Genomic DNA, 24,881 nt, shown 5'->3' on the forward strand with positions numbered 1-24,881 from the left:
CAGGGAAACCATCAAAGCTAAGTACTTTTTCTCATCAGTACCAGTTTTTTCCCTATAGCTCACTAACAACATTTTGCACAACAAAAAAGTATGAAGCCATTCTTCTACACTGAATGGCTTCATACCACATTTTCGTCTAATGTGCTGTTATTATAGGTCTAAACAATAACATAACTTCTGTCATATTTGCAAATTTTCTTAAATTCGCTATTATTATATTAAATGTTACCATTTTCACAGAAAGCTGTAAATATTTTTTGTATAATAACATGGCGTGCTTATGATTATATAAGGAGGTCAACTATGGATATTGAAGTTTTAAAAACGATGCAAATTTTATCACAAACCAAGAGCTTCTCAAAAACGGCGGAAATACAAAATATTGTCCAATCAACAGTCAGTGCCCGTATTGCTGAGTTGGAGAAGACACTGGGACAAAAGCTATTTATAAGAGATAATCAGCGTGTGGACCTGACACAGAGCGGTCTCATGTTTCTTCCCTATGCCCAGCATATATTGGAAGAATTAGAAAACGGCAAAGCCAAATTAAATTCAGCCACCCTATTCGATGACAGTTTAGTCATCGGCAATGTATATTCCATTTTGCCAAACCTCTTATTCCCGGTTTACCGCGAATATCTGCGCAGCTTTCCCCGTATCTCGGTAAAAGCTGTTGCCGGTCATTCAACTGATATTTTGCAGTCTTTGGTAGATGGTATCATCGACATTGCGATCGTTTATCAATTACCAAGAATTCGCCGTTTTGCAACATTTTTATGTAATGAAGAAGATTTTGTTTTTATTTGTCCACCTGATGACCCGCTTGCGGACCGGACAGAAATTCCGGTTAAGGATCTGGAAAAAATCAACTTGCTGTTTCATGACTGGGGAGGAAGTTTCAGCGATTGGATTGCCCAATTATTTCCGGGCACACGCTGGTTTCATGCCAATATCGGCAATCCGTCTTTTATCGTTTCTCTTGTTGAGGAAGGTGCCGGGGCAGCCATTTTGACCCGTTCTACTGTGCAAAAAGCCCTGGCCAGAAACTCAGTCGTCGAAGTCCCCCTTACCGGCTCACCTTTGCCGCCCCGCTGGCAGACGTATGCAGTGACCCATCCCAAGCGTCTTGCCCGGCAGCCTGTTCGTGACTGGCTTGATATGATGAGTAAGTATGATCTGACAGCAGTACCTATTTAGCTGCTACTCTCTTTTTACCGGCAAAATGATGTTCGAGAAACCGTTTCCTACTGCTATGCCAATAGGCCCTTTAATTAAAATACATATCAAAAGCGCCGTAATAGCGATGGTCATGATCACCGCTTGTTTTATCCTCCAGATTTTGATACTGCAGGGACAACCGCACACCACCTATTACCATATTTTGGTAACCAAGCATAAAGCCTTTATGTCCGTTTGTCTTGACTGTTCCAAAGCCGCTAAAATTTCCATAATTTCCCGGTAAGGCGTTTTTCTCAATATCCCGGTAGATTATGGCTAAAGCCTGATCGTGTGGTATACGGTTGTTTACAAGACCCTCGTATGAATAAAATCCTGTTTGCCGTTTGCCACTTACCCAGTTGTACGATATTTGTGCAGCCCATGCATCCGGTGATCCCGGAGCATCGGATTTTGTATAATCGAATACGCCGGTGATCCCCTTTTTCATTTCCCTGGAAAGACCTGCTTCTACATAGTTGGCTGCCGGAACACCGGCTTTGGCACTGGCATCGGCAGAAATATAGCTTATATTATATTCAAAGGATTTCTCCGGCGCAAAATTCAAATTTACCCCTCTTACATTGGTATTATTTTCCGGGATCACCCAATAGCCATCCAGCCTGGCCTTGCCAAACTGATGTTTAAGTGCAAAGCCGTCAGCATCTCCCTGCAATGCCATGGTAAAATAGCGCCCAACAGCCAACGGCAGCCGGCCAGCCTGAAACTGGTCAATGCCAAAAAAATCTTTCACTTGGACAAAACTGCGGGTAAAACGCATCTCGTTGGTTGCACCGCCGCTGGCACTGCTGCCGCTGCCGAATTTGCCGTTGGCCTGAATACGCGATTTATAGCTCACCCGGTCATTGAAGTCAGCATTGATATGCAGCCGCTGCCGCCAATTATAGGCACTGCTGCCGGCATGTTCCACACTGTCCACATCCATGGCTTCAATTAAGGTCTCGCCGTCAATCATAACCGACGTTTTCTTGGCTCCGGTTTGTTTTGCCGGCTGAGCCGCCGGCTCTTGCGGGAAGTATTGTGCCGTTTGCACCGTCCGGACGCCAAGCGTATTGAGTTCTACGGCAAATTTCTGCGCCAGCCGGTTAATCTTGGCCTTTTGCTGTGTGTCGGCCCGTTCATATTTACTTAGAGCATTGGCTAAAAACCGGGCCATTTCAAAGCGGGTCGCGATTTTGTTCTTGTCATATACAGACGCATCATAGCCCACAATCAGCTTGTCCTGCACCAAGGCGTCAATTTCTGCGTAAGCCCAATGATTGGGGGGAACATCGGCATAAGGATTCCCTTCCGCCGACACCCCGCCAAGACCTGTCAGCAACATTAAAGAAAGACCTGCAATTATTTGTTTTCTTATTTGTTTTTTCACTTGTTTCTCCCTCAGCTTCTGTTGTTAGATATCATCTACGAACTCAAAGCAGTACCAGTGATCACACTATTTTTCGACAACCAGCATAAACATTGGCGTCGAGCGGTATAGTATCTTTTTCTTATCGTCATAAACCCGGTCGCCGATATCAGTTTCGCAATAGATCTTTTTATAACCAAGTTCTATAAGTGTGCCAATATCCCATTGTGGTCTGATCCGCTGGCACATCGGCATACTTTTTCTGTAATCAATCATTTCCGCAGTAAACTGCGGCGGCTCTTCTCCAAATAACCTCACGTATTCTTGTTCGTCCGCCTGGTATTTTTTCATATATTCTTCATTAAATAATCCTATGTTCCAATTCGCATCAAAGATTACGATCTTACCGTCCGGCTTCAAAACCCGTTGCCATTCGCTATATGCTTGCCTGGCATCAATTAAAGTCCATGCTACGTTCCGGCTAATAATAAGGTCAAAGCTCTCGTTGTCAAATTCCAGCTTTTGTCCGTCAGAGACTCTAAAGTCGGCAGTTATACCGGCATTTTTGGCATTGGCCTTTGCTTCCGCAAGCATTGCCTCGGTGCAATCAATGGCCGTCACATCATGTCCTGCCTGGGACATGATGATTGCGAAAAAACCTGGTCCGGTGCCTACGTCAAGAATCTTCATCTTTGTGCTTTTCCCAGCGTTTTCAAGGATAATATCCGTCCATGCCTGTTTTTTAAAGCAGTTTAACTCTTCTTGGATTATATTGCTATAGTTATTGGAACTGTCTGTCCAGTTTTTAAGCAATTTTTCTTCTTGATTCACTTATATCCACCTCTGCATCGTTTTTTAAAATATAGATACGCAGCCAATACGATAACGCATCTGTATTTTATGTGATTATTATTTTACGTCAAGCTTCTGCCATTCGATTGGTGCATAGTTATTAACGCCAATTTCAAATCCTTTTATTTTATTTGTATTAACAGCGAAGGAAGTAATTGGATAGTAGATAGGAATAGTCAGCGCTTCTTCACTGATAAATTTGAATACCGTATCGTAATTTTTTTGCCTTTCTGTTTTGTCAAGAGTACATAAGGTTTTTACAATATTGTTATATAGCTCTTCGTCATACCATACTTTTGCCGCTTTGCTTGTAGCAAGAATGGAGAACATCTCAAGCGATGAACCGTGCGGTACCCAAGAGTCTGAAGAGGTTCTCATCAGCGCTATATCAAACGCCTTGGTATTCATGGTTGCATCTTCATAGCCGTTTTTATCCAAAATCTTAAGATTTACTTTTATGCCAACAGCTGAAAATTCAGCTTGCACAAACTCCGCCATTTGCTTCCATTCAGGAAATTCTCCTGTTGATAATACAAAGTTAAACTCCAGCTTTTTCCCGCTTTTCTCGCGAATGCCATCACCATCTGTATCAGTATACCCGGCAGCTTCCAGCAATTGTTTGGCCTTTTCTTTGTCATTGGCAAATCCATAATTGTTTTCATTGGTAGTATAAGGAATGCCGGGTTGATACAAACCATTAGCGCCTGCCCCAATGTTGTCAAACAGGTTTGCTGCAATGCTGGGCTTGTTAATAGCATAGTTCATGGCCAAACGGACATTTTTATCTTGAAAGGCTTCTACCTTTTGATTGAAAGCAATAAAATGCGAACACATGGATCCTTTGGTGTATATGTCAAATTTGCCTGTCTTTTTCAGCTCTATAAGACTCTCCATCGGGATTTTGCCGATAAGATCGCCGCCGAGAATATCAATCTCGCCGCTTTGCAGCGCTAACGATCTCGCTTGCGCATCAGTTATTACCTTAAAGGTTATCTTATCCACTTTAGGTTTTTCTCCCCAGTAATAGGGGTTGGGCACAAGGGTAAATTCCTGATCTTTGGTATAGGATTCGACCATCCAGGGACCTGTGCCAACAGGTTTGACAAATTTGCCTTTATCATTGCCTTCCATTTTGGCGATGGAGGCAGGGCTTAAAAAGCGTACAGGCCGTGGGTATGTTAACTCAGTCAAAATCGGATAGGCACCGCTCTTAAATACAATTTTAACGGTATAATCATCCAGTGCTTCCATGCTCTCCACATTGGCCGCGCTTAGGATGGCATGACGGTCATTGTTCACCCATCTTTTCAGGTTGAAGATAATTGCCGCCGCATTAAAGTCAGTGCCATCAGAAAATTTCACTCCTTGCCGCAGCTTAAAGGTATAGGTTTTTCCGTCCGGAGAAATGTCCCAACTGGTAGCAAGCTGCGGCAGAATTTTTCCCTCGCCGCCATCTTCGACAAAGCCCTCATAAAGCATTTTATATAAAAAGTGCGGCCCATTATAGCTGGCAGCATCCAATTCACTCAAGGCACCGTCACGATAGATGGCCACGACGATTTCTTTGGCACCTTTTGACTTATTTGCTTCTGGGGAACTGCTTTTGCCGCAGCCGGTAAGGATCAGGCAGGTACATAGCAACAATGCAATAATGGTTGTGAAATAGTTTTTTTTCATTTCTTCTCTCCTAACAAAAAATTAGTGATTATAGTAAAAATGACAGGCTATATAATGTTCGCCAGTCTTTGGCACTAAGGATGGCTGCTCAGCTTTGCAAACTTCTTGCGTATAAAGACAACGATTCTGGAAAACACATCCTCTCTCAGGTATTTTTAATTCTTCTTCATCTTTATACAGCACCATTTTTTTCTCCCTTTTTTGGGGATCAGGAATAAGGGTTGCCGCCAGCAACGCCTTTGTGTAGGGGTGCTGTACATCGCCATTGATATTGGAAATGATTTCCACGATATTGCCAAGATACATGACAACAACCCTGTCACATATCTTGTTGACTGCGGCTATGTCATGGGAAATAAACAAATAGGTAAGAGCAAACTGCTGTTTCAGATCGGTTAGCAAGGTTAAAATCTGATTTTTCATAGCATAGTCGATGCTGGAAACGGCCTCGTCGCATACGACAAATTCCGGATTCAGGATCAACGCTCTGGCGATACCTACCCTTTGCCTTTGACCTCCGGACATTTCGTGGCCGTATCTGGTCAGATAGGTTTGGTCAAGCCCGACTTTCTCCAACATGGCAATGATTTTTTCTCTTTTTTTCTCAGTTGATTCCTGGCTGTAATTATTGAGGGGTTCACTGATGATTTGTTCGACCGTAAAATACGGATTAAAGGCATTGGCGCTGCCTTGAAAAATCATTTGCATGCTGTTTCTGATCTTGCGCATTTGATTAAAGGAATAGTCTGTTATATCCTGCTGATTAAATATGATTCTTCCCCTACTGGGCTGCTCCAGCTTTAACAGCATTTTCCCTAAAGTGCTTTTACCGCAGCCCGACTCGCCGACCAGCCCCAGGATTTCACCTTTTTTAATGGTTAAATTCGTATTATATACAGCGTATACCCGGGGCTTTGCTTTGTTGTTATAGCATTTATAAAGGTTTGTTATTTCAAATAAATTCACACTTTCACCCATTTTCACAATTAAAAAATTGCAGCAAGCAGAGCTTTTGTATACTCATGCTTTGGCGATTCGAACACGTCGTATACGGTGCCGCTGTCTACTATCTTGCCGTCCTTCAACACATAAACATCATCTGCCATTTGGGCAACAACCCCTAAATCATGGGTTATTAACACGATAGCCATACCTCTATTTTTTAAGTGCAGCAGTTCTTCAAGTATGGCAGCTTGTGTTGTTAAATCCAGTGATGAGGTTGGCTCATCAGCGATTAAGACCTGGGATTGAGCCAGCAGTCCCATCGCTACCATCACTCTTTGGCACATACCGCCGCTTAGCTCAAAAGAGTAGCTTTCCAGGATTTGATCGGCATTTTTCAAACCAACGCGGGCAAGTACATCCTTGAACAGGCTTACGGCATCTTTATTGCTTATCGCTTGTTTGCTGTGGGTACGAATTACTTCGAAAAAATGACTTTTCACCTTAAAAACAGGATTCATGGAACTGGTCGGCTCCTGAAAGATCATTGATATTTCCTTGCCTCTAATTTTCATAAGCTGTTTTTCCTGCAAATCCCTGAGGTTAACCCCGTTAAGCCATATTTCTCCGTCAATAATTTTTCCCGGATCATCAATCAAATTAAGGATGGATAATGACATAACCGACTTGCCGCTGCCGGAGCCGCCGACAATGGCGGTTATTCTGCCTTTGTACACATCAAGACTGACCCCATCTACGGCTTTTATTACCTGTCCTTCCAAGTAGAAATAGGTTTTAAGGTTCTTTATGGATAAAACCGGCTGCTCAGCCATGTTGCTCGTCACCCTCCTTGACTGCCGCTCTATAGCCTGAAGTAGGGCTAAGAACATCATTCAGTCCTTCACCAAATACATTGAAGGCAAACACAACAAGCATAATAGCCAGTCCAGGCCAAAGCAGCATTAATGGCTGTGAGGTTAAATACTGTCTGCTGTCACTCAACATAACACCCCAATCGGCAATGGGCGGCTGTGAGCCAAGCCCAATAAAGGAAAATCCGGCAACGTGCATAATAACCGCAGCAATTCTAAGCGTTGCCAGTACAATGACCGGAGAAATAACATTCAGGGTGATGTGCCTTAAAATTACGGATGTCCGACTGCTGCCTGCAGCAATAGCCGCCATTACAAACTCTTTTTCCTTAAGCTTTATAACCATACTTCGTACAATTCTGGCAAAAGGCGCCCACCAAAGTACAATAAAAACAATCATGATATTAACAATACTCGGTCCCAGCACACCTACAACCGCTAAAGCAAGCAAGCTTGACGGAAAGGTTGACGCAATATCGGCCAGACGCATGATGGCATTATCAAGCCATCCGCCCAGATAGCCTGCCATAATGCCGAGAGGAACACCAATCATCAGCATCAGGACTGTAGCCAAAATTGCGGTAGAGAGGCTTGTCCTAATGCCATAGATCAGTCGTGACAATACACAGCGGCCGAGATGATCGGTTCCCAGCGGGAATTCGGTGCATGGCTTGAGCAATTTCTGGTTAAGATCAACCGAATAGGGATCATGGGGAGACAGAACAGGGGCAAAAATACCTGCCAAAACAAAAACGCTTATAATGATGAATCCCAGCATGGCCAATTTTTGTTTTTTTAATTTAACCAGTAGGCTATTTTTCAAGAGTATGACCATTCCTTTCTAACCATAAAGCTGGTTATTCCATTCTTATTCTAGGGTCGATATAGAGGTATAAAATATCAAGTAAAAGATTTATGATTATATAAGTTACAGCAACAATGATTATATAGCCCTGTATAACAGGTAAATCTTTCAGATTAATACTGTCAACGGCAAATTTCCCTATTCCGTTCCAGGAAAAAATGGTTTCACAAGCAAATTGACCTGCTAAAAGTTTGCCAAAGTCTACGCCGATAAGGGTTATACAGGGAAGCACTGCATTTTTCAGGCCATGCTTCAGCAAAGCGGCATTTTTGCTAAGACCTCTTGCTCTTGCCGCTCGCACATAGTCGTAACTATTTATTTCAATGAGATTATTTCTTAAAATTCTTATATAAATAGCTGCGAAATGTACGCTGAGGGTTACGGCAGGCAACAGTATATTTTGCAGTTTGCTGCCGGAAATAACCGGAACAAGTTTCAACTGAACGGCAAATATATATAACAGCATTAGACCAAGCCAGAAATCCGGCATGGTTGCACCGGCAGTAGACACAATTCTGAAAAAGTGGTCAAGCAGCGAATCCTTGTATCGCGCTGAAATAAGGGCTATCGGTATAGCCAGCAAAATGGAAATAAACATTGCTGCCACAGCCAGCATAAAGGTTGCGGGGTATCTTGACAATATTTCGTCGGCAACAGGCTTGTTTGTTTGAAAAGATATTCCAAAATCAAAATGAACTGCTTTCATCAGCCAATTTACATACTGGGTAAGCAGCGGTGCATTTAGCCCCAACTCTTCCCGCACAGCGTCAATATTTTTTTTAGTAACTTCCAAGCCCTGACTGCGCAAGGTTATCTCTGCCACATCACCAGATGACATATTGCTTAACGCAAAGGCTAAAATAGTTACAATAATTAGCAGAGGAATTATTTGCAACAGCCTTTTAAAAATAAATGTGAACTTTTTCATACCTTTTCAACCTTTCCTGCAACAGCGCCCGCTCTTACCTTCCGTCATAACTTTTTTATGTCGAATCATAAAAAAAGAAGGTCCAAACAAGATGCATATAATATATGCATCTTGTTTGGACCTTCATGGCCTGTCGTTTCATAACAATATGATTATTTTATGACATCTACTGAGTAAACGAGACATTATTTCATATAATGTCATATTTCTACTTTCTTGTAGAATTTATTGTAGAAAACCAACTGATACCAGTATAAATAAAAAAGTTTATATTTGTAAAATGAAACATATCGATAACTGCTATTGATATGTTTAATACACCATCGACGTTCTACTGATCAATTATTTATCAACACATACGATAAAGGACTGACTATGTGCTCGTGTTTGGCAGTTTTATACTGCCTTTCACAGTCTTTTTCCACGATAAGGCGATGCAGCCGCCAATAATCAGCATACCGCCCGTTACTGTAAGCATGTCCGGAACTTCCCGCCAAAACAGGAAGCCCCACAGGGCATTATATACAATTCCGCTGTAACCGACTACATTCACCATCACCACATTGCCGTGAGTGAAAGCCTTGGTCATGAATACCTGCGCTGCCAAGGAAACCAGACCAATACTAATCAGGTATAGCCATTCGGCCAGGTTGGGAACAACAAAGTCTTGCCACATAAGCGGCACAGACAGCAGTGTGGTAGCCGCCATAAAGTAAAAAATGATTTCAAAGGTATGATGGCTTTTACTTAAATGCCGGATGGTAATCGATACCCCAGCGCCCAGCAAAGCGCAGAATACGCCATACAAGGCATCCACAGAATAGCTGGAAAACTGAAACGGCTTTACTGTCAGCACAGCGCCGGTAAAAAACAGCGGCAGAATATAAACAGCACGTGGCGGCAGTTGTTCCTTAAGAACAACTGCCGAAAGGATCAATACAAATACCGGCGCTAAATTGACCAGTACACTAACGTCCATGAGTGGGAGCCGGGAAATAGCGTAAAAGTAAACAAGCATATATAAAGCACCCAAAATTCCGCGCAATGTCAGAGCAGATATCCCCTGACGGGAAAAGCAGATATTACGATAGCGCATCAGACTGTAAATCACGATTGTCCCGATAATGCTCCGGAAAAACGCAATTTCCGATGACGGAATAGATAGGGCAGTAGCTTTCACCAGAGCATTCATCACACTAAATGTCAAAGGCGATAATAAAGCAAAGATCATATCTGTTGGCATTGTTAAACTCCAATCAATTTAGTAAAAGCTCGAATCACCCGGTTGCTACCTGTGAATTAACGTTGACAGCCTCTGCATGGCGTCGATGCACTGAGCGTTGAGTCTGGCATAAGATAAGAGCGCCAATACTCTAGCAGAATCTTACCTACCAGCGGGCTCATCAGCATCGGGAAAAACGCCGCTAGTAAAACACCAAAAACAGCAACTATCCCGATATATACACACGCTGTGCCCGCAAATCGTCCATTGGTTCATTGTATCCTCCCGTATTCAGTCATAAATGACATGCGATTTCATGCCCTGGTTCAATTTCTTATTTTTCTATTAAAACGAACCGAAATATGTAGGCTTGTTCATAGACCGATTTCATCCTGTCAGCAATGCACAAGAAACCTTCGTCCTTAGAGTCCACGCCAATAAATCCCTGGGGACGGCGGCGCTGGATTTCTACCTGAAAGCCTTCCTCAGCAAATGTTTTTGTGATGAAATCCAAAGTATGGGGGTTAGACTCAACCAGACTATTTTTGTTGATCCAGTCGGTGAAATGCTGCAAACTGTCATTATTAGTCAGGTCAGTATAGGTTGCATAATACACCCCGCCTGGTTTTAGCATCTGCTTTACCTTCCAGGCATGAGTTTTCAGGTCTTTAATCAAATAAATGACAGCCTGGCTGATAGCCAGGTCAAACCGATTGGCAAACTGTTCTGGCGTAGTTGTTGCCACATAGGTAAGCGGTAGGCCGCCTTTACGAGCATTAGCAACAGTAATTGACTCTTGCGCCAAATCAATACCCATGCCTTCTTTAAACGGCTTAGCCTGATATAGATACCGCAAAAAACCACCTTGGTTACAGCCGAAGTCAAGTACCGCCATATCGGATAGATCCTGTTCCTGGATTAAATGGATAACCTCCCGCCAACCTCTTTTATGACGATCCTCCATTTGTTGCTCGCCTTCTGTACGGTTTTGCCACCATACATCATACAGCTTATCTTTTTGTAGCATAGTCTTTTCCTCCCATTTTGCAGAAATATTGCCTGAAAAATATCTATTCATCTTTGCAAGCGACAGTGAAGCAATCTTACGACAACGAGGGGATTGCTCAACTGTATCAGTAGGATATGCCTAAGTCCAAGTGAAATGCAAGAGGTAGTAGAAGCAATTTGCAATTGCTTCTACTACCTCTCAACCAGTTATTTTGAGGCACAAATGGCAAACATAGGCGTAGGCTTATATAACAATTGCTCTATTTCATCATGAACCATGGAACTGATATTGTCTTGAACCTCAACCTGTCGAAAACCGCAATTACGAAAAGCTTGCTCATCCCACAACGGTCGTTTTTCATAGGTCAATGGCAACTTACGGGCAATAGCCTCATTTTCTTTTCGCTGCATAGGTGAAATATTTTGTTTGTAACCTTTTTCTATTGCCATTTGCAGATACTTGTCACATTCGCCCTGAAGAGCCGGGTCACTCAGACCTAAATGCCAATTTGCATCAAAAACCAGTGCTTTTCCTGTTGGTTTTAACAGCCTGTGCCATTCTTGATAGACTTCCATGGGGTTTGGCAGTAACCAAGTTACGTTTCTAGACACAATTAAATCCAAACTTTCCTTGGGCAAGTCAACATCATGGGCATCAGCCTTCAAAAATCGTATGTTCTTTCCGGCTGACACAGCATTTTGCCGCGCTTCTTTCAACATTTCTTCACATTTGTCAATGGCTGTAACCGAATAGTTCATTCCAGCCAGCAAAATGGCGAAAAATCCCGGCCCGGTCCCCACATCTAACACCGTAAGATTTTCTTGCTCACCCGCGTACTTACGCAGTAACGACTCCCATGCCTGTTTTTTCTGGCAGACCATTTCCCGTTTTATAAGATCACTATAGCTATCAGCACGTCCATTCCAGTAAGTTTCAATACGTTGTTCCAGCATACCGATTATCTCCTTTATAAAACAAATTTTAACTATACCTTCGCTATATTACTCAACAACTTAGTACTGGTGATATATATCTCCCCCTGAAAAACAAAAACCACAAAGGATCGGACTGTAACGTCCAAATACCCTTCGTGGATATGTCTTACTTATTGAGATTTAGATACTAAATCTACTAGCTAGCTCACCGACCTTCAAGTCAGTATGTGCTAAAATTATAGCTTATTATGATCAACAGTACAATACATTATTGTGAAATATTTTACTATTTTATTGAGTATATATGTTGACATAGTTTTACAAAAACGTGTATGATTAATACAAATATAAGAATCATGAAGATTCTAAAATCGAGGTATGAAGCCTAGGGGTATTTCCCTTATGCTTTCATACCTTTTTTATTTATGGTGGTGCAATGGTTAACAATTTACTTTTTCAAAAAGCGGTTCGTTTCCTTATTGCTCTGTTTATTATTTTAACTATCAATTTCTTTCTACCCCGGCTAATGCCTGGCGACCCAGCAGTCACACTGCTGGGGCAGGATGCGGCGGTTATAACCGGGTCCGATTTTACTGAACTAAGAAGCAAATATGGTTTGGACAAACCTCTCTCTGAACAATATCTGGCATACTGGCAAGACTTAGCCCAGGGTGAACTTGGCTACTCTTATCATTACCGCCAGCCTGTCACACAAGCAATTAAACAGCACTTAGGGTGGACACTGGCCTTGCTCATTCCCGTGGTAGTGCTTTCGTCGTTATTGGCGATTATTCTCGGTACAATCGCCGGTTGGAAAGCCGGCTCCAGAGTTGACAGTGCCATAACCTGCAGTTCACTTTTCATGTATTCACTACCACAATTTCTTATTGCCATGCTGCTGCTCAAGGTATTCGCCTTTGAACTGCGGCTCTTTCCACTTGGCGGTCTGGTTTCAGGCAACAGCAATTCAACCTTCACTTACCTCTTGGATACCGCGTGGCATTTAGTATTGCCGGTACTGGCCCTGACAGTGTCAGCCACCTCGTCCAAGTTCCTGGTCCTGCGCAACAGTGTTGCTAAAGAGCGGTATGAAGACTATATTACTTACGCCACAGCCAAAGGACTATCCACCTGGCGCATACTGGCTGTGCATCTACTGCGCAACGCTTGTCTGCCATTGCTAAGTCTAATTGCCTTGAACATCGGTTTTATTGTATCAGGGGCCTTAGTAGTTGAGATTGTATTTTCCATCAGCGGTATGGGCACAGTTATTTACGAGGCTGCCATTTATCGTGATTATCCACTGTTGCAAGGCTGTTTTTTGATTCTCACTGTATTCGTGGTTTTGTCCAACACACTGGCTGACTTAGCTTATGGTATTGCTGACCCGCGCATTTCTCGTTCACACTAATATCACGGAGGCTTTTTCTATGCCCTCATACCGACACCTGTCTACGCCGGCGTACTGTGGCCTGTTTTTGTTATTGATACTGATACTTGTCGCGCTACTGGCCCCAATAGTAGCACCTTATTCACCATCTGAGCGGTTTACGCCTTTTGCCCTACCCTCAGCAACCCATCCTTTGGGCTGTGATGATATCGGCCATGATATTTTAACCCAACTAATCCTTGCCAGCCGTATCTCCTTGCTTGTCGGGCTCACAGCTGCGATTGCCTCTGCCGGATTAGGCGCAGCTATCGGTATTCTGGCAGGTTACTGCCGCCGGGGTTATCTAGCTTACTTCCTAAACAGTTTCATTGATATTGTCCTGCTTATTCCTATGCTGCCGCTCATGATTGCCTTAGCTGCTTATCTGGGGCCAAGCCTGGGAAATATCATTGCAATTATTGGTCTATTAGGCTGGTGTTCAACAGCCAGAGTAGTTAAGTCCCGGGTGCTGCAGCTTAGAGATCTGCCTTTTGTGGAAGCCTTACAGGGACTGGGCATCCCGGAACATCAAATAATCCTAAAACATATTGTACCCAACGTGGTTGAGGTCATTGCCGCCAAGTTTATTCTCTCTGTGGCATACGCTATGCTGAGTGAGTCGGCACTTAGTTTTCTCGGACTTGGCGACCCTTTGACCATAAGTTGGGGTACTATCCTCTATTATTCCTTCCATCGCGGCGGTTTTGTCAATAATCTTTGGCACTGGTATCTGCCGCCTGGCCTGTGTATTGCAGCTGCCACACTGGGCTTTACACTACTCGGCTTTTATCTGGAGCAACTATCCAGAGACAACAAGCTGCAGACATTGACGGAGGATTCAGCCCATGTTGCTTAGCATTGACCATTTACGCGTCACTTTTACGGTTGGTTCATCAGTCCTGCAAGCGGTAAATGAAGTCAGTCTTGCTCTTGAAGAAAAAGCGAAAACAGCCATTATCGGTGAAACAGGCTGTGGCAAGTCAGTATTGGCGATGGCTGTCGCCGGTATTTTACCAGATAATGCCCAATCGCGTGGAATTATCACTTGGGAAAACACACCGCTATCTGAACAACTATTAAAAACTATTCGCGGTAACGAGTTATCCCTCATTCCGCAAAATCCACTGGGTAGTCTCAATCCGGTACTAACAGCAGGCTTCCAGGTGAGCGAAGCCCTGGTAAGAGTCAGGCCTGCCTTGAGCAAGCTTGCCCTTTATCATAACACACTTGAACTTTTTCATGCTGCCGGACTTGACCAGCCCCAGACAGTCTATCATTCCTATCCCCATCAGCTGTCTGGCGGTATGGCGCAGCGGGTGTTACTGGCAGCCGCTATGGCTGGCACACCCAAACTGGTTATTGCTGATGAACCAACGAAAGGACTTGACCTTGACACCCGTAATCAAAATGTTCTACTCCTGCACAAAGTATTTGAAAACAGTGCCTTGCTCCTGATTACTCACGATATTGGGGTTGCCGCCACTTGCCAGTCAATCATCGTTATGTACGCCGGTAAGATTGTAGAAACAGGCCAGGCTGAAGCACTAGTAACAAACCCGTTGCATCCCTATACCTGCCAGTTATTAGCCGCCCACCCATCACAAGGTCTTATTCCCATTCCCGGTTTGCCAGCCAATATGACCAAACTGGCTGCTGGCTGCCGTTTTTCCGACCGCTGCGCTCTTCATGGCAAGTTAAACGCTGCTCAAAGCCAACTTTGCCTAGCCAAACACCCCGCCCTTAAAAAACGCGGAGCAACCTCTGCTGTGAGGTGCTGGCATGCTTGAAGTTATCCAGCTAACCAAACATTTTACCCAAGGCTTACTAAAAAGGAAAACTACCTATGCTGTACAAAATGTCTCCTTTCAGGTGCCGCCGGGAAAAACCCTGGGAATTATGGGGACAAGCGGCAGCGGTAAATCAACAGTGGCTCGACTGATTGCCGGCCTCATCCGGCCTACGGCTGGCCAGATTGTGTACCAGGGAACGGTTCTAAGCAGCTTACCTGCTGCCGAGCTAAGACACTTTCACCGCAAGCTGCAGCTGGTTTGCCAACACCCCGGCCTGGCCCTTGATCCCCGGCAGACAATCGCCGACGCCCTGCTTGAACCACTTTATGTCCATAAGTTAATCCAATCCCGCAGCCAAGCCTTGAGCAAACTGGACAATCTTTTACATATCACACAGCTGTCGCCAGACGTGCTGCCAAAATATCCCTGGCAAATTTCCGGTGGGCAGGCGCAGCGCATCGTTATCGCCAGAGCGTTAGGACTTGAACCTGAGGTGCTCATCGCCGATGAGCCTACTGCCATGCTGGATATATCTGTACAAGCCCAAATCCTCACCCTGCTCAAAACCATTCAGCAGCAAACAGGCCTCAGCCTGATCTTAATTTCCCATGACCCTGACGTTATCAAAGCCTGTGCTGACCACATGATCAGCATGGTGAACGGTAAAGTTGCTGCATCTGGCCGCCCTTCAGAGCTTCTTACCCAGTCAGGCAATCTATTTTCCTTGCGCCAGGCAATGCTAAACCAAAGCAATGGAGGAATTCAATGAGGCGTTTTACTACTCTCGGACTCTTAGTAATCCTGATTTTCACCTACCTGCTCACAGGCTGCGGCAATAATAAGCAAGCCGCTGCCGACACTTCTCAGACAATCCCTTCCCTGACAATTGGCACAACCATGAAGATGGAAGGCATCAATATTGAGGACTACTACTTTGGGATACTGCGCGCCATCTTCACCCACAAGGGACTTGTCAAGCTGGATGAGAACGGTAATTTCGCCGGTGACTTGGCTAAGTCCTGGAGTACCACTGACGGCCAAACCTGGACATTTCTTCTGCAGGACGGCGTCACTTGGCATGACGGTACCAAGGTCACAGCCGCTGATGTGAAATTTACTATCGAATACAACATCAAACACAGTATCGAATATAAAAGTCACTTTGCCTTGGTACAATCAATTGCGACCCCTGATGATACGACAGTCATTATCACGCTTACCAAGCCCAATCCCCGTTTTCTTGTCAATTTACTCGTACTTAGAACCCTACCGCAGCATATTTTTACTTCAGTGGACAACCCAGCTTCATACAATGACCCTAAAGCAGCCATTGGCTGTGGGCCCTATAAATTTGAAAAGTTAGACACTCATGCCGGTATTGTCACTTTCAAGGCCAACAATACCTACTATCGCGGTACACCGCCAATTCCTGAAATAAAGGTGCGGCTGTTTAAAAATTCGGATGCACTTTACATGGCTTTACAAAATGGTGAGGTGGATTTGCCGTATACCTATTCGGCAGGAACCGACCCCATCTATGCCACTAATCTGGCTAAGAACTCCCGGATAAAACTTATGAATATTCCAAATCTCGGTGTCGGCAAAGCGCTGATATTCAATGTCACTAAGCCCTTCGTCAATGACCCCCAGGTTCGCACCGCGTTATCCTATGCCATTGATTATAACGAGCTTGTCCGTTTGTTTGCCGCCAATAATGGCGTTGTACCCACTGCTGGTTTTGCGCCCCATGGCACACCCGGATTTATTGAGACCCGCCCGCTGGAATTTAGTCCAGACAAAGCCAGGCTATTGTTGGACCAAGCAGGCTATCGCCTTGCCGAAAGCGATGTCAGGGAAAAGGATGGCCAACCACTTACCTTTGAACTGCTCCTTAGAAACGACATCCCGGAAAACATCAGGCTGGCCGAGCTTCTACAGAAATATTTTGCCAACATTGGCGTTAAGCTTACCCTGAAAACAGTGGATGCCACACTCTACCGGACAATCTGCGACAAGGATAAATCCCATATCAGCCTTTTATCCCGTACCACTCCCTGGGGCATGATGATGTGGGCCGGAATGGGTACAGGCTATATGGATGCCCGCAATATTGGCTGGGCCATGGTGAGCGACGCCAAATTTAAAGACCTTGTAGACAATATGAATAGCACCCTTGACCCTGAGCTGTACAAAAAACACAGTGCTGGTTTGCAGCAATATTATGCAGAAAACCTCCCCGCCATCCCCCTCTATTGGGATAGTTTCATCCAGCCGCATAACGCTGCTTTGACAGGCTGGAAGGTAAGTCCCATGTACGGAATTCTTAATGAAGAAACATGGTACAGCCTGCAAAAGGCTGTACCATAATGAGAGGAGAAAAATTAATCATGAAAAGAACTCGCCACAAATTAGCCCTTATGTCGGCTCTGGCCGGCATGCTGCTGACAGCTTCGCCCGGTTATGCCGAAACCCCGGAGGACAACAGTAACCAATTTGATTTAGACACAATTGTTGTAACAGCCACCAAAACCGAAAAAAGCATCAAAGAAGTTCCTGCCAGTGTATCGGTGATTACTGCAGAAGATTTAGCCAAAGCAAATATTAAAACCCTTGATCAGGCATTGCAGTACGTGCCAGGCATGTATGTGAAAGAATCGCAAGGAATGATGGGAACTAAGATTTCGCTGCGCGGCATGACGCAAAGCCAGGTACTTGTTCTCATGGATGGCATTCCCCTAAATAACGGCTATTCCGGCGGCGCGAACTGGAGCAATATTCCGCTAGCAATGATTGAACGCATCGAAGTCATCAAGGGCTCATTTTCCTCCCTGTATGGCACAAACGCCATGGGGGGTGTTATTAATATTATTACTAAAACAGACGCAAAACCACAGACAATTGTCACAGGTGGGTTTGGTGAGAACGGTACAACAACTAGTTCCTTCTTCACCAGCGGTCAAAGCGATAATAAAAAATTTCAGTATGTAATAAGTTATGACAAACGGGATGTTGATGGTTATGTAAATCAGCCGGAACAGCTGCCAGGAGGAAACCGTTATGGCAAATTTGCTACTAAGAATGAAAATACCGGTATAAAATTAATGTATGATTTCAGCGAAGGCGAACGCCTGTCCATATTGCGAACAGAAAGCGATTATACTTATGGCTATTACAATGGTGGCAAGGATAAAGGCCAGCGCAAATTGGAACTCACCGGCATTAATTATGAAAAAAAGCTGGATGACACCAAAGAGCTCAAATTGCACCTGGGCGAACAAAACTATAAAAAATACTGGCAAATCGCCGGTGGCAATGGTCCTTCTCCCAATCCGGTCAAAACCCAAGAAGCCGATATTAGTTTAAACTGGGCTGTCGATAAGAAGAACCTGCTTACCTTTGGCGTTGCCACCAGAGAAGACGAGGGTTCCCAGTACAACAAAGCCGGCAAACTGACAGCTACCGCTACCGCCAAAACCAATGCCGTCTATCTGCAGGACGAAATCACTATGAATCCCAAAAGCACCCTCTATTTGGGCGCGCGTTATGATGAATGGAAAACCAGCGACACAGTAAAAAACGGCAAAACTCTTGCCGACAGAAGCATAAGCAATGTATCGCCCAAAGCTTCCTTTCATTACAAAGCCGATGACAAAGTAACCTTGTATGCTTCTGCTGGCAAAGCTTTTAACAGCCCGAAAATCATGAATGTGGTATTTGATTATAATAACCTGCAGGCCAACGCAGACTTAGAGCCAGAAGAAATGACCTCCTATGAAATCGGCGCCTATTTGTCTGCCAGCCCCAAAACTACAACAAAACTTGCTTTGTTTAAAAATGATGTAAATTTAATTTACCAGGGTGCCAACCGTTGGCAGCAGGGAGACGCAGAAATCTGCGGTTTTGAAGCGGAAATCAATCATAAATTCACACCTGAATTAACTGGCTTTATCAATTACACCTATAATGATGCCAAATTTACCAATAACCCCAATGGTTATACCGGCAACCGCATTCCGACAGTCCCCAAGGATACCGTGACCTTTGGCTGCACCTACGCCAAAGATAAATGGACGACCAATTTATTGGGACGCTATATTGGCACTGCTTATGAAGATGAAGAAAACACCTATGGGTTCATGAGCCATTTTGTTGCCGATGTAAAACTTAATTATGCCATGTCGAAAAACACCAGCTTAGCACTTTCTGTCGATAATATTTTTGACAGAGAATATACTCAACGTGTTGACACATTTGATATTTATGCACCTGGACGTGTTGCCTATCTTGAACTAACGCAAAAATTCTAAGGCCTATATTAGATTCCCTAGTATAGGGGTTATGAAAACCTTAGATATTACTGGAAATGTAATTTGATATACATATATGTAAAAGTACAATAAATTACATTAATTAAACCACGAAGGTTTAGTTCGTTGACGAACTGGCTTTCGTGGTTTTTTATGTTTACAAGAAGGGTGATGCAGTAAATTATATTGTCCCTAATTGCTATTTGCAAGCTGATGTTAATGAAGGCGAGGGTTGTTGTTTGGTCAAAAAATCAATGGTTGTTGAAAAGATAGTAAGAAGAACAATATGGTTTGTTCTTTTGATGCTTATCTTATCCCTGGGAGTTTTCTATTTATCGCGACTTGCGCCAAGCGATCCGCTGCAATCATTTTATGGTGATGCAATTAAATCAATGTCCACACAGGAGCTTGATGCGGCCAGAGAACGTCTGGGTCTGGGCAGCCCTCATCTCCTTAGTATAATTTTTGATTTTCTTAAAAGAAAAAGGCATGAAGCTGCGGCAAATTACCGTTGGCTTCATACCTACGTTTGTACACATATGAATTTTTAGAAAATTCTACCATGTGTAAATTTTTAACTTACGCTATTCCTACATTTTTACTAGCTCTTTACCGCTTTAACAAAATAGCGATCCTCGTCATCAATGATTTGGGTCACTTGATATCCGGCAGTTGTCAGCCACCTGCTTACTGTTTCTCCAGGCGCCAGGCGATCATTCTTGACAGCCTTACTGTCCTCATGGATGGCATTGACTTGTTGCCTGGAAATATCATGCATAATGACCAAAAATCCGCCTTTCCGCAGTTGGCTGCGCATGTGGGTCATGAACCTTTGTTTCTCCTTAATATGGGGAAAAAAATTAAAACACAACACGGCATCAAATACGCCGTTTTCAGGTACAAACTCCATAATATCGGCAACAGCAAAAGTAATCCCACCAAGACTGCCGTATTTCTCCTCCGCTTTAGCCAGCATATTGGCTGAAAAATCTACTGCCGCAATTTTGCCTGCCGAGCCAATAGATTTTTTGATGAAAGGCAATAGTACACCTGTGCCACTGCCAGCATCCAGTACACTAAAGCCAGGCTCTAAACCAATCATTTCTACAAGCTCATCTATTTTTTTTGAATCAACAGCACGTGTACTATCCCATTGGCTGGCAATTTTGTCAAAAAACTCACGTCCATTACCCATGTAATTTCACCTGCTTAAATGTCCCTGATATTGCCTCAAGCTTTCGCACAAACAGCGGGACAAATAGTAATTGTATAACGATTCCTGGCAATCCTGTAGAAACAGCGCCAATAATATATGTCAGTGGTTTCAGCTTGATGGCCAGCACCATAACCATCCCGGCTACTACCAGCATAGCAACCAAACGGCCTGCCAGCATGGCCCCAATAAGTGACCATATGAGCGGCAGCTTACACTGCCGGTACAAATACCCGGACACAACACCGTATACACCCAATTCAACTGTAATAATCGGTAGAAACGGCATTACAGGCGGCATACCGATGGCAAAACAACTAATAATAGGTGTCAATATTCCGGCTGCCAAACCACTTTTTACACCCAACAGCAAACCTGCCATCAATACCGGGATATGCATAGGAAGAAATACCGAACCGACACCGCCGAAAAAGTGAAAAGCAAGTGGCAATGTTACCCCTAACGCAATAAACATGGCGACATTAATTAATTTTCGCGTATAGCTCATGATTCACCTTCTACCATATGAAATCACCGTTATATTTTTTGGGTCAGATTAACATAGTACGTTCGTCCGGGCATAGGATAGCCAATTTGTTCAACATACCGCTTGTCAAAAATATTATCTACATAGAGACTGATACTTCGCGTCTTGTCAAGTTCTCTTACTACAGCCAAATTATGTATGGTGTAACTACCAATGGTGTTAACCGTATTGTTATACAGTGCTTTTTGCTGACCGGTAAAATTCACGCTATATCTCACTTGCCAAGGTTTGGCATCATACTGATAGGCAAGAGAGGCTTTGTGCAGCGGACGGTAATCAAGCGCATCAGTCATACCAGCGTCAGTACGGGTTGCTCCCACTTTCTCCGTATGTTGATTGGTATAGTTGAAGATTAGCTTATTCGAATCATCTAGCTTAAAGACATTCTCCCACTCAGCACCCCATACCTTGGCCTTATCAATGTTATAACAAAAGTATGGATAAGCATGTTGAAAGTTAATATAGTCATTAATATCCTGATAGAAAAATGTAACTTTCGTATTATATTTTTCACTGATCTTTTGCTCAACCCCAGTCTCATAGCTGATTCCCTTTTCCGGTTTAAGCTGCTGTTGGTAGCCAGGATTGGTTGCACCAGCCTTCGTTCCGGAATTGTAGTTCTGCGACCACCAATAGTATTCCGCCATAGACGGTGAGCGCCACAATCGGTTTACTGAGACAAACGTGTTCGTTGCAGCATTATTGCGAAACGATAAATTCAGTTTCGGTGACAGGGAATCAGTATCATAATCACGCATCGCAGTAGCCCTGCTATCATCGCGGCTGGCTGATAAATGATCATAGCGCAAGCCTAAATAAGCAGACCATCTATCATCCAGTTTCCAGCTATCGTCAATATAGGCTCCCCATAAATCGATCTTTTGCGAAGGATATATCTGATCCGTACTGCCCGCCGGCCGAATATCATAATAACCATATCCGTAGCGCAACCGCTTATATTCACCACCATAACCAATTGTATGACCATTAATTTTCGATTGACCTGATACGCCAATATTGTCAGACTGGTCACTTACTATGGTACGGTCAAGATCAATGGCTGTTCCTGCCGCATTATAGTTGACTTCACGACGTTTTTCGTCATTCTTCCAATAATCTATCTGCCAAAAACCGCTCACTGTCTTATGTCTGTAGGCAAAGTCATAATAGGTGTTATCTTTTTCCCAATAGGCACCCGGATTTAATGTATAGTTGCTAATGGACGGCGATAAATTCTCGCCATCACTGACCGGATAGCTGGAATCATAATTCACTCCCAACTTATTGGCAATAATATACCCCCGTTTGGTCTCTGTACGGTTAACACCGGCAGATATGTTGTCCTCTTTAGTTATGTCATAGTTCAGTCGCAAACCATATTGTTTGGCATCATAATCATTGTTACGCAGATATGCGTCTGCTCCTGTTTTATTAGCAATAACATTAAAATTAAGCTTCCCCGCTGAGCCGCTATAGTTAAATAAATAGTCATACCGTCCGTTGCTGCCTGATAAAATATTAATTTCCCCGCCATTCACACCTTTGTCACGGGTAATAATATTGATAACCCCGCCTAACGTATTGCCATGAGCCGCTGATTTTGCCCCTTTAATAATTTGAATTTTTTCCACTGTATTAAGCGGGATGGTTGTCCAATCCACGTACTGTCCGCCCATAACCCCGGCAGAATTAATTTGTCGGCCGTTTAAAAGCACGGTATAGCGCCGCGCATCAAAACCACGCAGCTTGACTGTGCCGTCCTGGTTGTCGCCGGCACTAGCCCGTTGCTGAACATCAATACCTGCCGAACTGCGTAAAAGTTCGGGAATAGTAGCGGCCTTACCCGGGCTCACTGTTTTGACGTTAACAGTGGTATCTGCGTTGCTCTTGGTAACCCCCTCGGCCTGAATTACAATTTCCTCAAGATTGTAGCTAGGAATATCTTCAGCCATAACCGGCATTCCAGCCAGTACTATTCCGACCGCAGCTGCAGTAGCAAGTGTTTTTTTACTTAATTTCATTCTTCTTGCCTCCATCGTTCACAATAAAAAAGCATGCAAACCAACAGGAACTTCAAGTTCCCGGAAGGCTTCATGCCTTAGTCACTATTTTCAATTATTGCTTGTGTCAGTACTTTCAAATATCCGAGCTTTATTTTGAAATGAATTAAAGTGCCACCTCCAATATAAAAAACCACAAAGATCTACGGTCATTCTTACCGTAATACCTTCGTGGTTGTTTGCTCACATTGTGTTATTGTCTTTTACTACTCATACCGTACAGCCTTCTTGACTGTATTTGTTAAAATAATAACATAATCTTAGTCAGTTTGACAATAGGGAATTTTTCTTATAGATGTTCTTGACTAAAATGTGGTTAGTTAATTAAATACGCGGTACATTATTATAACCGCCATAAGGTTGTATTGCCAAAAAAAATAGGCCTAACAGAAGCCCTGTAAAACCTTGTATTTTCTATGGAGCGGGTGAAGGGAATCGAACCCTCGTAGCTAGCTTGGAAGGCTAGTGCTCTACCATTGAGCTACACCCGCATTATACTATAAATGGTGGAGGGAGGTGGATTCGAACCACCGAAGTCAAAGACGGCAGATTTACAGTCTGCTCCCTTTAGCCACTCGGGAATCCCTCCAAAAGAAAGATGGAGCTGGCGAGAGGAATTGAACCCCCAACCTGCTGATTACAAGTCAGCTGCTCTACCAATTGAGCTACGCCAGCATGTGTGGTGCCTCAGGACAGAATCGAACTGTCGACACGAGGATTTTCAGTCCTCTGCTCTACCGACTGAGCTACCGAGGCGGTATGCAGCTGTCTATAAACGCCTATCTGTGCGATGCTGTTACAACAAGTTTTCTGCCACCAGTAGGCTTTATAGTAGCCTCATAGGCGACGGTTGTTGCTCCTGCGATCCGTTGCTCAACGTACTCCCATGTACGCCTCCGCTACGGTTCTCGTCGCGCCTAGCATATGGACATTTCTAGCCACCCGCAGGGGCTAAGGTGAATGGCGACCCTGAACGGATTTGAACCGTCGATCTCCGCCGTGACAGGGCGGCATGTTAGACCGCTACACCACAGGGCCGTTTTCGTGGGCTCGCTTCGGTCGTGTATTCGTTTGTTCGAACTCATGACCGATCGAACCTCGAACTATCTAGAATGGTGGGCGATGACGGGATCGAACCGCCGACATCCTGCTTGTAAGGCAGGCGCTCTCCCAGCTGAGCTAATCGCCCGTATTCGTGGGTTCGCTTCGTTCGCATGCTCGTTTGTTCGAACTCACGATTTATCGAACCTCGAATCATCGAAAATGGTGACCCACCCGCGACTCGAACGCGGGACACCCTGATTAAAAGTCAGGTGCTCTACCGACTGAGCTAGTAGGTCATTAATTTTGCACTATAATAGAGTATGTTCCCTAAAAACTTCACAGAAGAAAGACTACGCATTAGGATTAATCTATTAATTCGTTATCTTCATTCGAACACTCGAACTTCGATCACCGAACCTCGATCACCGAACCTCGAATATAAGTCAAGTCCTCGGCCTATTAGTACCAGTCAGCTGCATGGATTACTCCACTTCCACATCTGGCCTATCTACCTTGTAATCTACAAGGGGCCTTACTTCTTTCGAATGACAGACCTCATCTTAAGGCTGGTTTCACGCTTAGATGCTTTCAGCGTTTATCCTTTC

General features: G+C 44.0%; 21 protein-coding genes, 7 tRNA genes and 1 rRNA gene. 8 read left to right on the forward strand and 21 right to left on the reverse strand.

The features are described from left to right. Nucleotides 1-303 precede the first annotated feature (303 nt). The gene (locus tag SALPA_RS32995) at nt 304-1,197 is read left to right on the forward strand and encodes a LysR family transcriptional regulator (protein WP_145088459.1); all 894 of its coding nucleotides are present in this window, start codon (nt 304-306) and stop codon (nt 1,195-1,197) included. Nucleotides 1,198-1,267: 70 nt separating this feature from the next. Here SALPA_RS32995 and SALPA_RS33000 read toward each other — a convergent pair whose 3' ends face one another. The 10 genes from SALPA_RS33000 to SALPA_RS33045 form a co-directional block, all read right to left on the reverse strand. Further along, on the reverse strand, nt 1,268-2,605 hold the full coding sequence (locus SALPA_RS33000; RefSeq protein WP_145088461.1) for an S-layer homology domain-containing protein: 1,338 nt from the start codon (nt 2,603-2,605) through the stop codon (nt 1,268-1,270). A gap of 66 nt (nt 2,606-2,671) precedes the next feature. Then, complete coding sequence (locus tag SALPA_RS33005) at nt 2,672-3,415, reverse strand: class I SAM-dependent methyltransferase (RefSeq protein WP_145088463.1); 744 nt, start codon at nt 3,413-3,415, stop codon at nt 2,672-2,674. Nucleotides 3,416-3,493: 78 nt separating this feature from the next. Next, complete coding sequence (locus SALPA_RS33010) at nt 3,494-5,113, reverse strand: ABC transporter substrate-binding protein (protein WP_145088465.1); 1,620 nt, start codon at nt 5,111-5,113, stop codon at nt 3,494-3,496. A 21-nt stretch (nt 5,114-5,134) separates the two neighbouring features. Then, on the reverse strand, nt 5,135-6,091 hold the full coding sequence (locus tag SALPA_RS33015; protein WP_222427787.1) for an ABC transporter ATP-binding protein: 957 nt from the start codon (nt 6,089-6,091) through the stop codon (nt 5,135-5,137). A gap of 8 nt (nt 6,092-6,099) precedes the next feature. Further along, entirely contained in the window at nt 6,100-6,888 is a 789-nt protein-coding gene (locus tag SALPA_RS33020; protein ID WP_145088469.1) for an ABC transporter ATP-binding protein, read from the reverse strand. Further along, entirely contained in the window at nt 6,881-7,750 is an 870-nt protein-coding gene (locus tag SALPA_RS33025) for an ABC transporter permease (RefSeq protein WP_222427788.1), read from the reverse strand. Before SALPA_RS33025 ends, SALPA_RS33020 begins: the two co-directional genes overlap by 8 nt. Before the next feature lie 34 nt (nt 7,751-7,784). Next, the gene (nikB, locus tag SALPA_RS33030) at nt 7,785-8,720 is read right to left on the reverse strand and encodes a nickel ABC transporter permease (protein WP_145088473.1); all 936 of its coding nucleotides are present in this window, start codon (nt 8,718-8,720) and stop codon (nt 7,785-7,787) included. Between the two features lie 373 nt (nt 8,721-9,093). Then, entirely contained in the window at nt 9,094-9,963 is an 870-nt protein-coding gene (locus SALPA_RS33035; protein WP_145088475.1) for a DMT family transporter, read from the reverse strand. Between the two features lie 313 nt (nt 9,964-10,276). Then, nucleotides 10,277-10,969 carry a bifunctional 2-polyprenyl-6-hydroxyphenol methylase/3-demethylubiquinol 3-O-methyltransferase UbiG gene (locus SALPA_RS33040; RefSeq protein ID WP_145088477.1) on the reverse strand — a complete coding sequence of 231 codons (693 nt, stop codon included), beginning with the start codon at nt 10,967-10,969 and terminating at the stop codon, nt 10,277-10,279. A gap of 188 nt (nt 10,970-11,157) precedes the next feature. Further along, complete coding sequence (locus SALPA_RS33045) at nt 11,158-11,904, reverse strand: class I SAM-dependent methyltransferase (RefSeq protein WP_145088479.1); 747 nt, start codon at nt 11,902-11,904, stop codon at nt 11,158-11,160. A 418-nt stretch (nt 11,905-12,322) separates the two neighbouring features. Here SALPA_RS33045 and SALPA_RS33050 point away from each other — a divergent pair, with 418 nt between their 5' ends. The 7 genes from SALPA_RS33050 to SALPA_RS33080 all read left to right on the forward strand — a co-directional run bounded on the left by SALPA_RS33050 (nt 12,323) and on the right by SALPA_RS33080 (nt 19,963). Further along, a complete protein-coding gene (locus SALPA_RS33050) occupies nt 12,323-13,297 on the forward strand; it encodes an ABC transporter permease (RefSeq protein ID WP_145088481.1) in 975 nt (324 codons plus the stop codon). 19 nt (nt 13,298-13,316) lie between these two features. Continuing rightward, a complete protein-coding gene (locus SALPA_RS33055; RefSeq protein ID WP_186450833.1) occupies nt 13,317-14,171 on the forward strand; it encodes an ABC transporter permease in 855 nt (284 codons plus the stop codon). Further along, entirely contained in the window at nt 14,161-15,102 is a 942-nt protein-coding gene (locus SALPA_RS33060) for an ABC transporter ATP-binding protein (RefSeq protein ID WP_145088486.1), read from the forward strand. The genes SALPA_RS33055 and SALPA_RS33060 overlap by 11 nt, the downstream gene beginning before the upstream one ends. Continuing rightward, a complete protein-coding gene (locus SALPA_RS33065; RefSeq protein WP_145088488.1) occupies nt 15,095-15,874 on the forward strand; it encodes an ABC transporter ATP-binding protein in 780 nt (259 codons plus the stop codon). Before SALPA_RS33060 ends, SALPA_RS33065 begins: the two co-directional genes overlap by 8 nt. Further along, nucleotides 15,871-17,472: an ABC transporter substrate-binding protein gene (locus tag SALPA_RS33070; protein ID WP_145088490.1), complete on the forward strand. Its 1,602-nt coding sequence runs from the start codon at nt 15,871-15,873 to the stop codon at nt 17,470-17,472. The genes SALPA_RS33065 and SALPA_RS33070 overlap by 4 nt, the downstream gene beginning before the upstream one ends. 20 nt (nt 17,473-17,492) lie before the next feature. Beyond that, nucleotides 17,493-19,412, forward strand: coding sequence for a TonB-dependent siderophore receptor (locus SALPA_RS33075; RefSeq protein ID WP_186450834.1), 1,920 nt, complete (start codon nt 17,493-17,495; stop codon nt 19,410-19,412). Nucleotides 19,413-19,615: 203 nt separating this feature from the next. Beyond that, nucleotides 19,616-19,963, forward strand: a complete 348-nt coding sequence (locus SALPA_RS33080) for a hypothetical protein (RefSeq protein ID WP_222427789.1) — start codon at nt 19,616-19,618, stop codon at nt 19,961-19,963. Nucleotides 19,964-20,013: 50 nt separating this feature from the next. On the opposite strand, the gene SALPA_RS33085 is transcribed toward SALPA_RS33080, so the two are convergent. The 11 genes from SALPA_RS33085 to SALPA_RS33135 all read right to left on the reverse strand — a co-directional run. After that, entirely contained in the window at nt 20,014-20,607 is a 594-nt protein-coding gene (locus SALPA_RS33085) for a class I SAM-dependent methyltransferase (RefSeq protein WP_145088496.1), read from the reverse strand. Then, entirely contained in the window at nt 20,600-21,133 is a 534-nt protein-coding gene (locus tag SALPA_RS33090) for an ECF transporter S component (protein ID WP_145088498.1), read from the reverse strand. The genes SALPA_RS33085 and SALPA_RS33090 overlap by 8 nt, the downstream gene beginning before the upstream one ends. A gap of 29 nt (nt 21,134-21,162) precedes the next feature. Then, the gene (locus SALPA_RS33095; protein WP_186450835.1) at nt 21,163-23,193 is read right to left on the reverse strand and encodes a TonB-dependent receptor; all 2,031 of its coding nucleotides are present in this window, start codon (nt 23,191-23,193) and stop codon (nt 21,163-21,165) included. 456 nt (nt 23,194-23,649) lie between these two features. Beyond that, nucleotides 23,650-23,723, reverse strand: a tRNA-Gly gene (locus SALPA_RS33100). Between the two features lie 13 nt (nt 23,724-23,736). After that, a tRNA-Tyr gene (locus SALPA_RS33105) sits at nt 23,737-23,821 on the reverse strand. Nucleotides 23,822-23,831: 10 nt separating this feature from the next. Then, a tRNA-Thr gene (locus SALPA_RS33110) sits at nt 23,832-23,907 on the reverse strand. Between the two features lie 5 nt (nt 23,908-23,912). Further along, nucleotides 23,913-23,988 (reverse strand) — tRNA-Phe (locus tag SALPA_RS33115). A gap of 205 nt (nt 23,989-24,193) precedes the next feature. Then, nucleotides 24,194-24,270 (reverse strand) — tRNA-Asp (locus SALPA_RS33120). 75 nt (nt 24,271-24,345) lie between these two features. Then, a tRNA-Val gene (locus SALPA_RS33125) sits at nt 24,346-24,421 on the reverse strand. A gap of 75 nt (nt 24,422-24,496) precedes the next feature. Next, nucleotides 24,497-24,572: transfer RNA gene (locus SALPA_RS33130), tRNA-Lys, on the reverse strand. Between the two features lie 143 nt (nt 24,573-24,715). Beyond that, nucleotides 24,716-24,881, reverse strand: a 23S ribosomal RNA gene (locus tag SALPA_RS33135); the annotation flags it as partial.

This window comes from Sporomusa sp. KB1, assembly GCF_007830295.1.
GTDB lineage: Bacteria > Bacillota > Negativicutes > Sporomusales > Sporomusaceae > Sporomusa.

Coding starts and splice junctions, on each gene's coding strand:
- SALPA_RS32995 (WP_145088459.1), top strand. CDS start 304: ATGGATATTGAAGTTTTAAAAACGATGCAAATTTTATCACAAACCAAG.
- SALPA_RS33010 (WP_145088465.1), bottom strand. CDS start 5,113: ATGAAAAAAAACTATTTCACAACCATTATTGCATTGTTGCTATGTACC.
- SALPA_RS33015 (WP_222427787.1), bottom strand. CDS start 6,091: ATGGGTGAAAGTGTGAATTTATTTGAAATAACAAACCTTTATAAATGC.
- SALPA_RS33020 (WP_145088469.1), bottom strand. CDS start 6,888: ATGGCTGAGCAGCCGGTTTTATCCATAAAGAACCTTAAAACCTATTTC.
- nikB (WP_145088473.1), bottom strand. CDS start 8,720: ATGAAAAAGTTCACATTTATTTTTAAAAGGCTGTTGCAAATAATTCCT.
- SALPA_RS33035 (WP_145088475.1), bottom strand. CDS start 9,963: ATGCCAACAGATATGATCTTTGCTTTATTATCGCCTTTGACATTTAGT.
- SALPA_RS33040 (WP_145088477.1), bottom strand. CDS start 10,969: ATGCTACAAAAAGATAAGCTGTATGATGTATGGTGGCAAAACCGTACA.
- SALPA_RS33045 (WP_145088479.1), bottom strand. CDS start 11,904: ATGCTGGAACAACGTATTGAAACTTACTGGAATGGACGTGCTGATAGC.
- SALPA_RS33050 (WP_145088481.1), top strand. CDS start 12,323: ATGGTTAACAATTTACTTTTTCAAAAAGCGGTTCGTTTCCTTATTGCT.
- SALPA_RS33055 (WP_186450833.1), top strand. CDS start 13,317: ATGCCCTCATACCGACACCTGTCTACGCCGGCGTACTGTGGCCTGTTT.
- SALPA_RS33060 (WP_145088486.1), top strand. CDS start 14,161: ATGTTGCTTAGCATTGACCATTTACGCGTCACTTTTACGGTTGGTTCA.
- SALPA_RS33065 (WP_145088488.1), top strand. CDS start 15,095: ATGCTTGAAGTTATCCAGCTAACCAAACATTTTACCCAAGGCTTACTA.
- SALPA_RS33070 (WP_145088490.1), top strand. CDS start 15,871: ATGAGGCGTTTTACTACTCTCGGACTCTTAGTAATCCTGATTTTCACC.
- SALPA_RS33075 (WP_186450834.1), top strand. CDS start 17,493: ATGAAAAGAACTCGCCACAAATTAGCCCTTATGTCGGCTCTGGCCGGC.
- SALPA_RS33085 (WP_145088496.1), bottom strand. CDS start 20,607: ATGGGTAATGGACGTGAGTTTTTTGACAAAATTGCCAGCCAATGGGAT.
- SALPA_RS33090 (WP_145088498.1), bottom strand. CDS start 21,133: ATGAGCTATACGCGAAAATTAATTAATGTCGCCATGTTTATTGCGTTA.
- SALPA_RS33095 (WP_186450835.1), bottom strand. CDS start 23,193: ATGAAATTAAGTAAAAAAACACTTGCTACTGCAGCTGCGGTCGGAATA.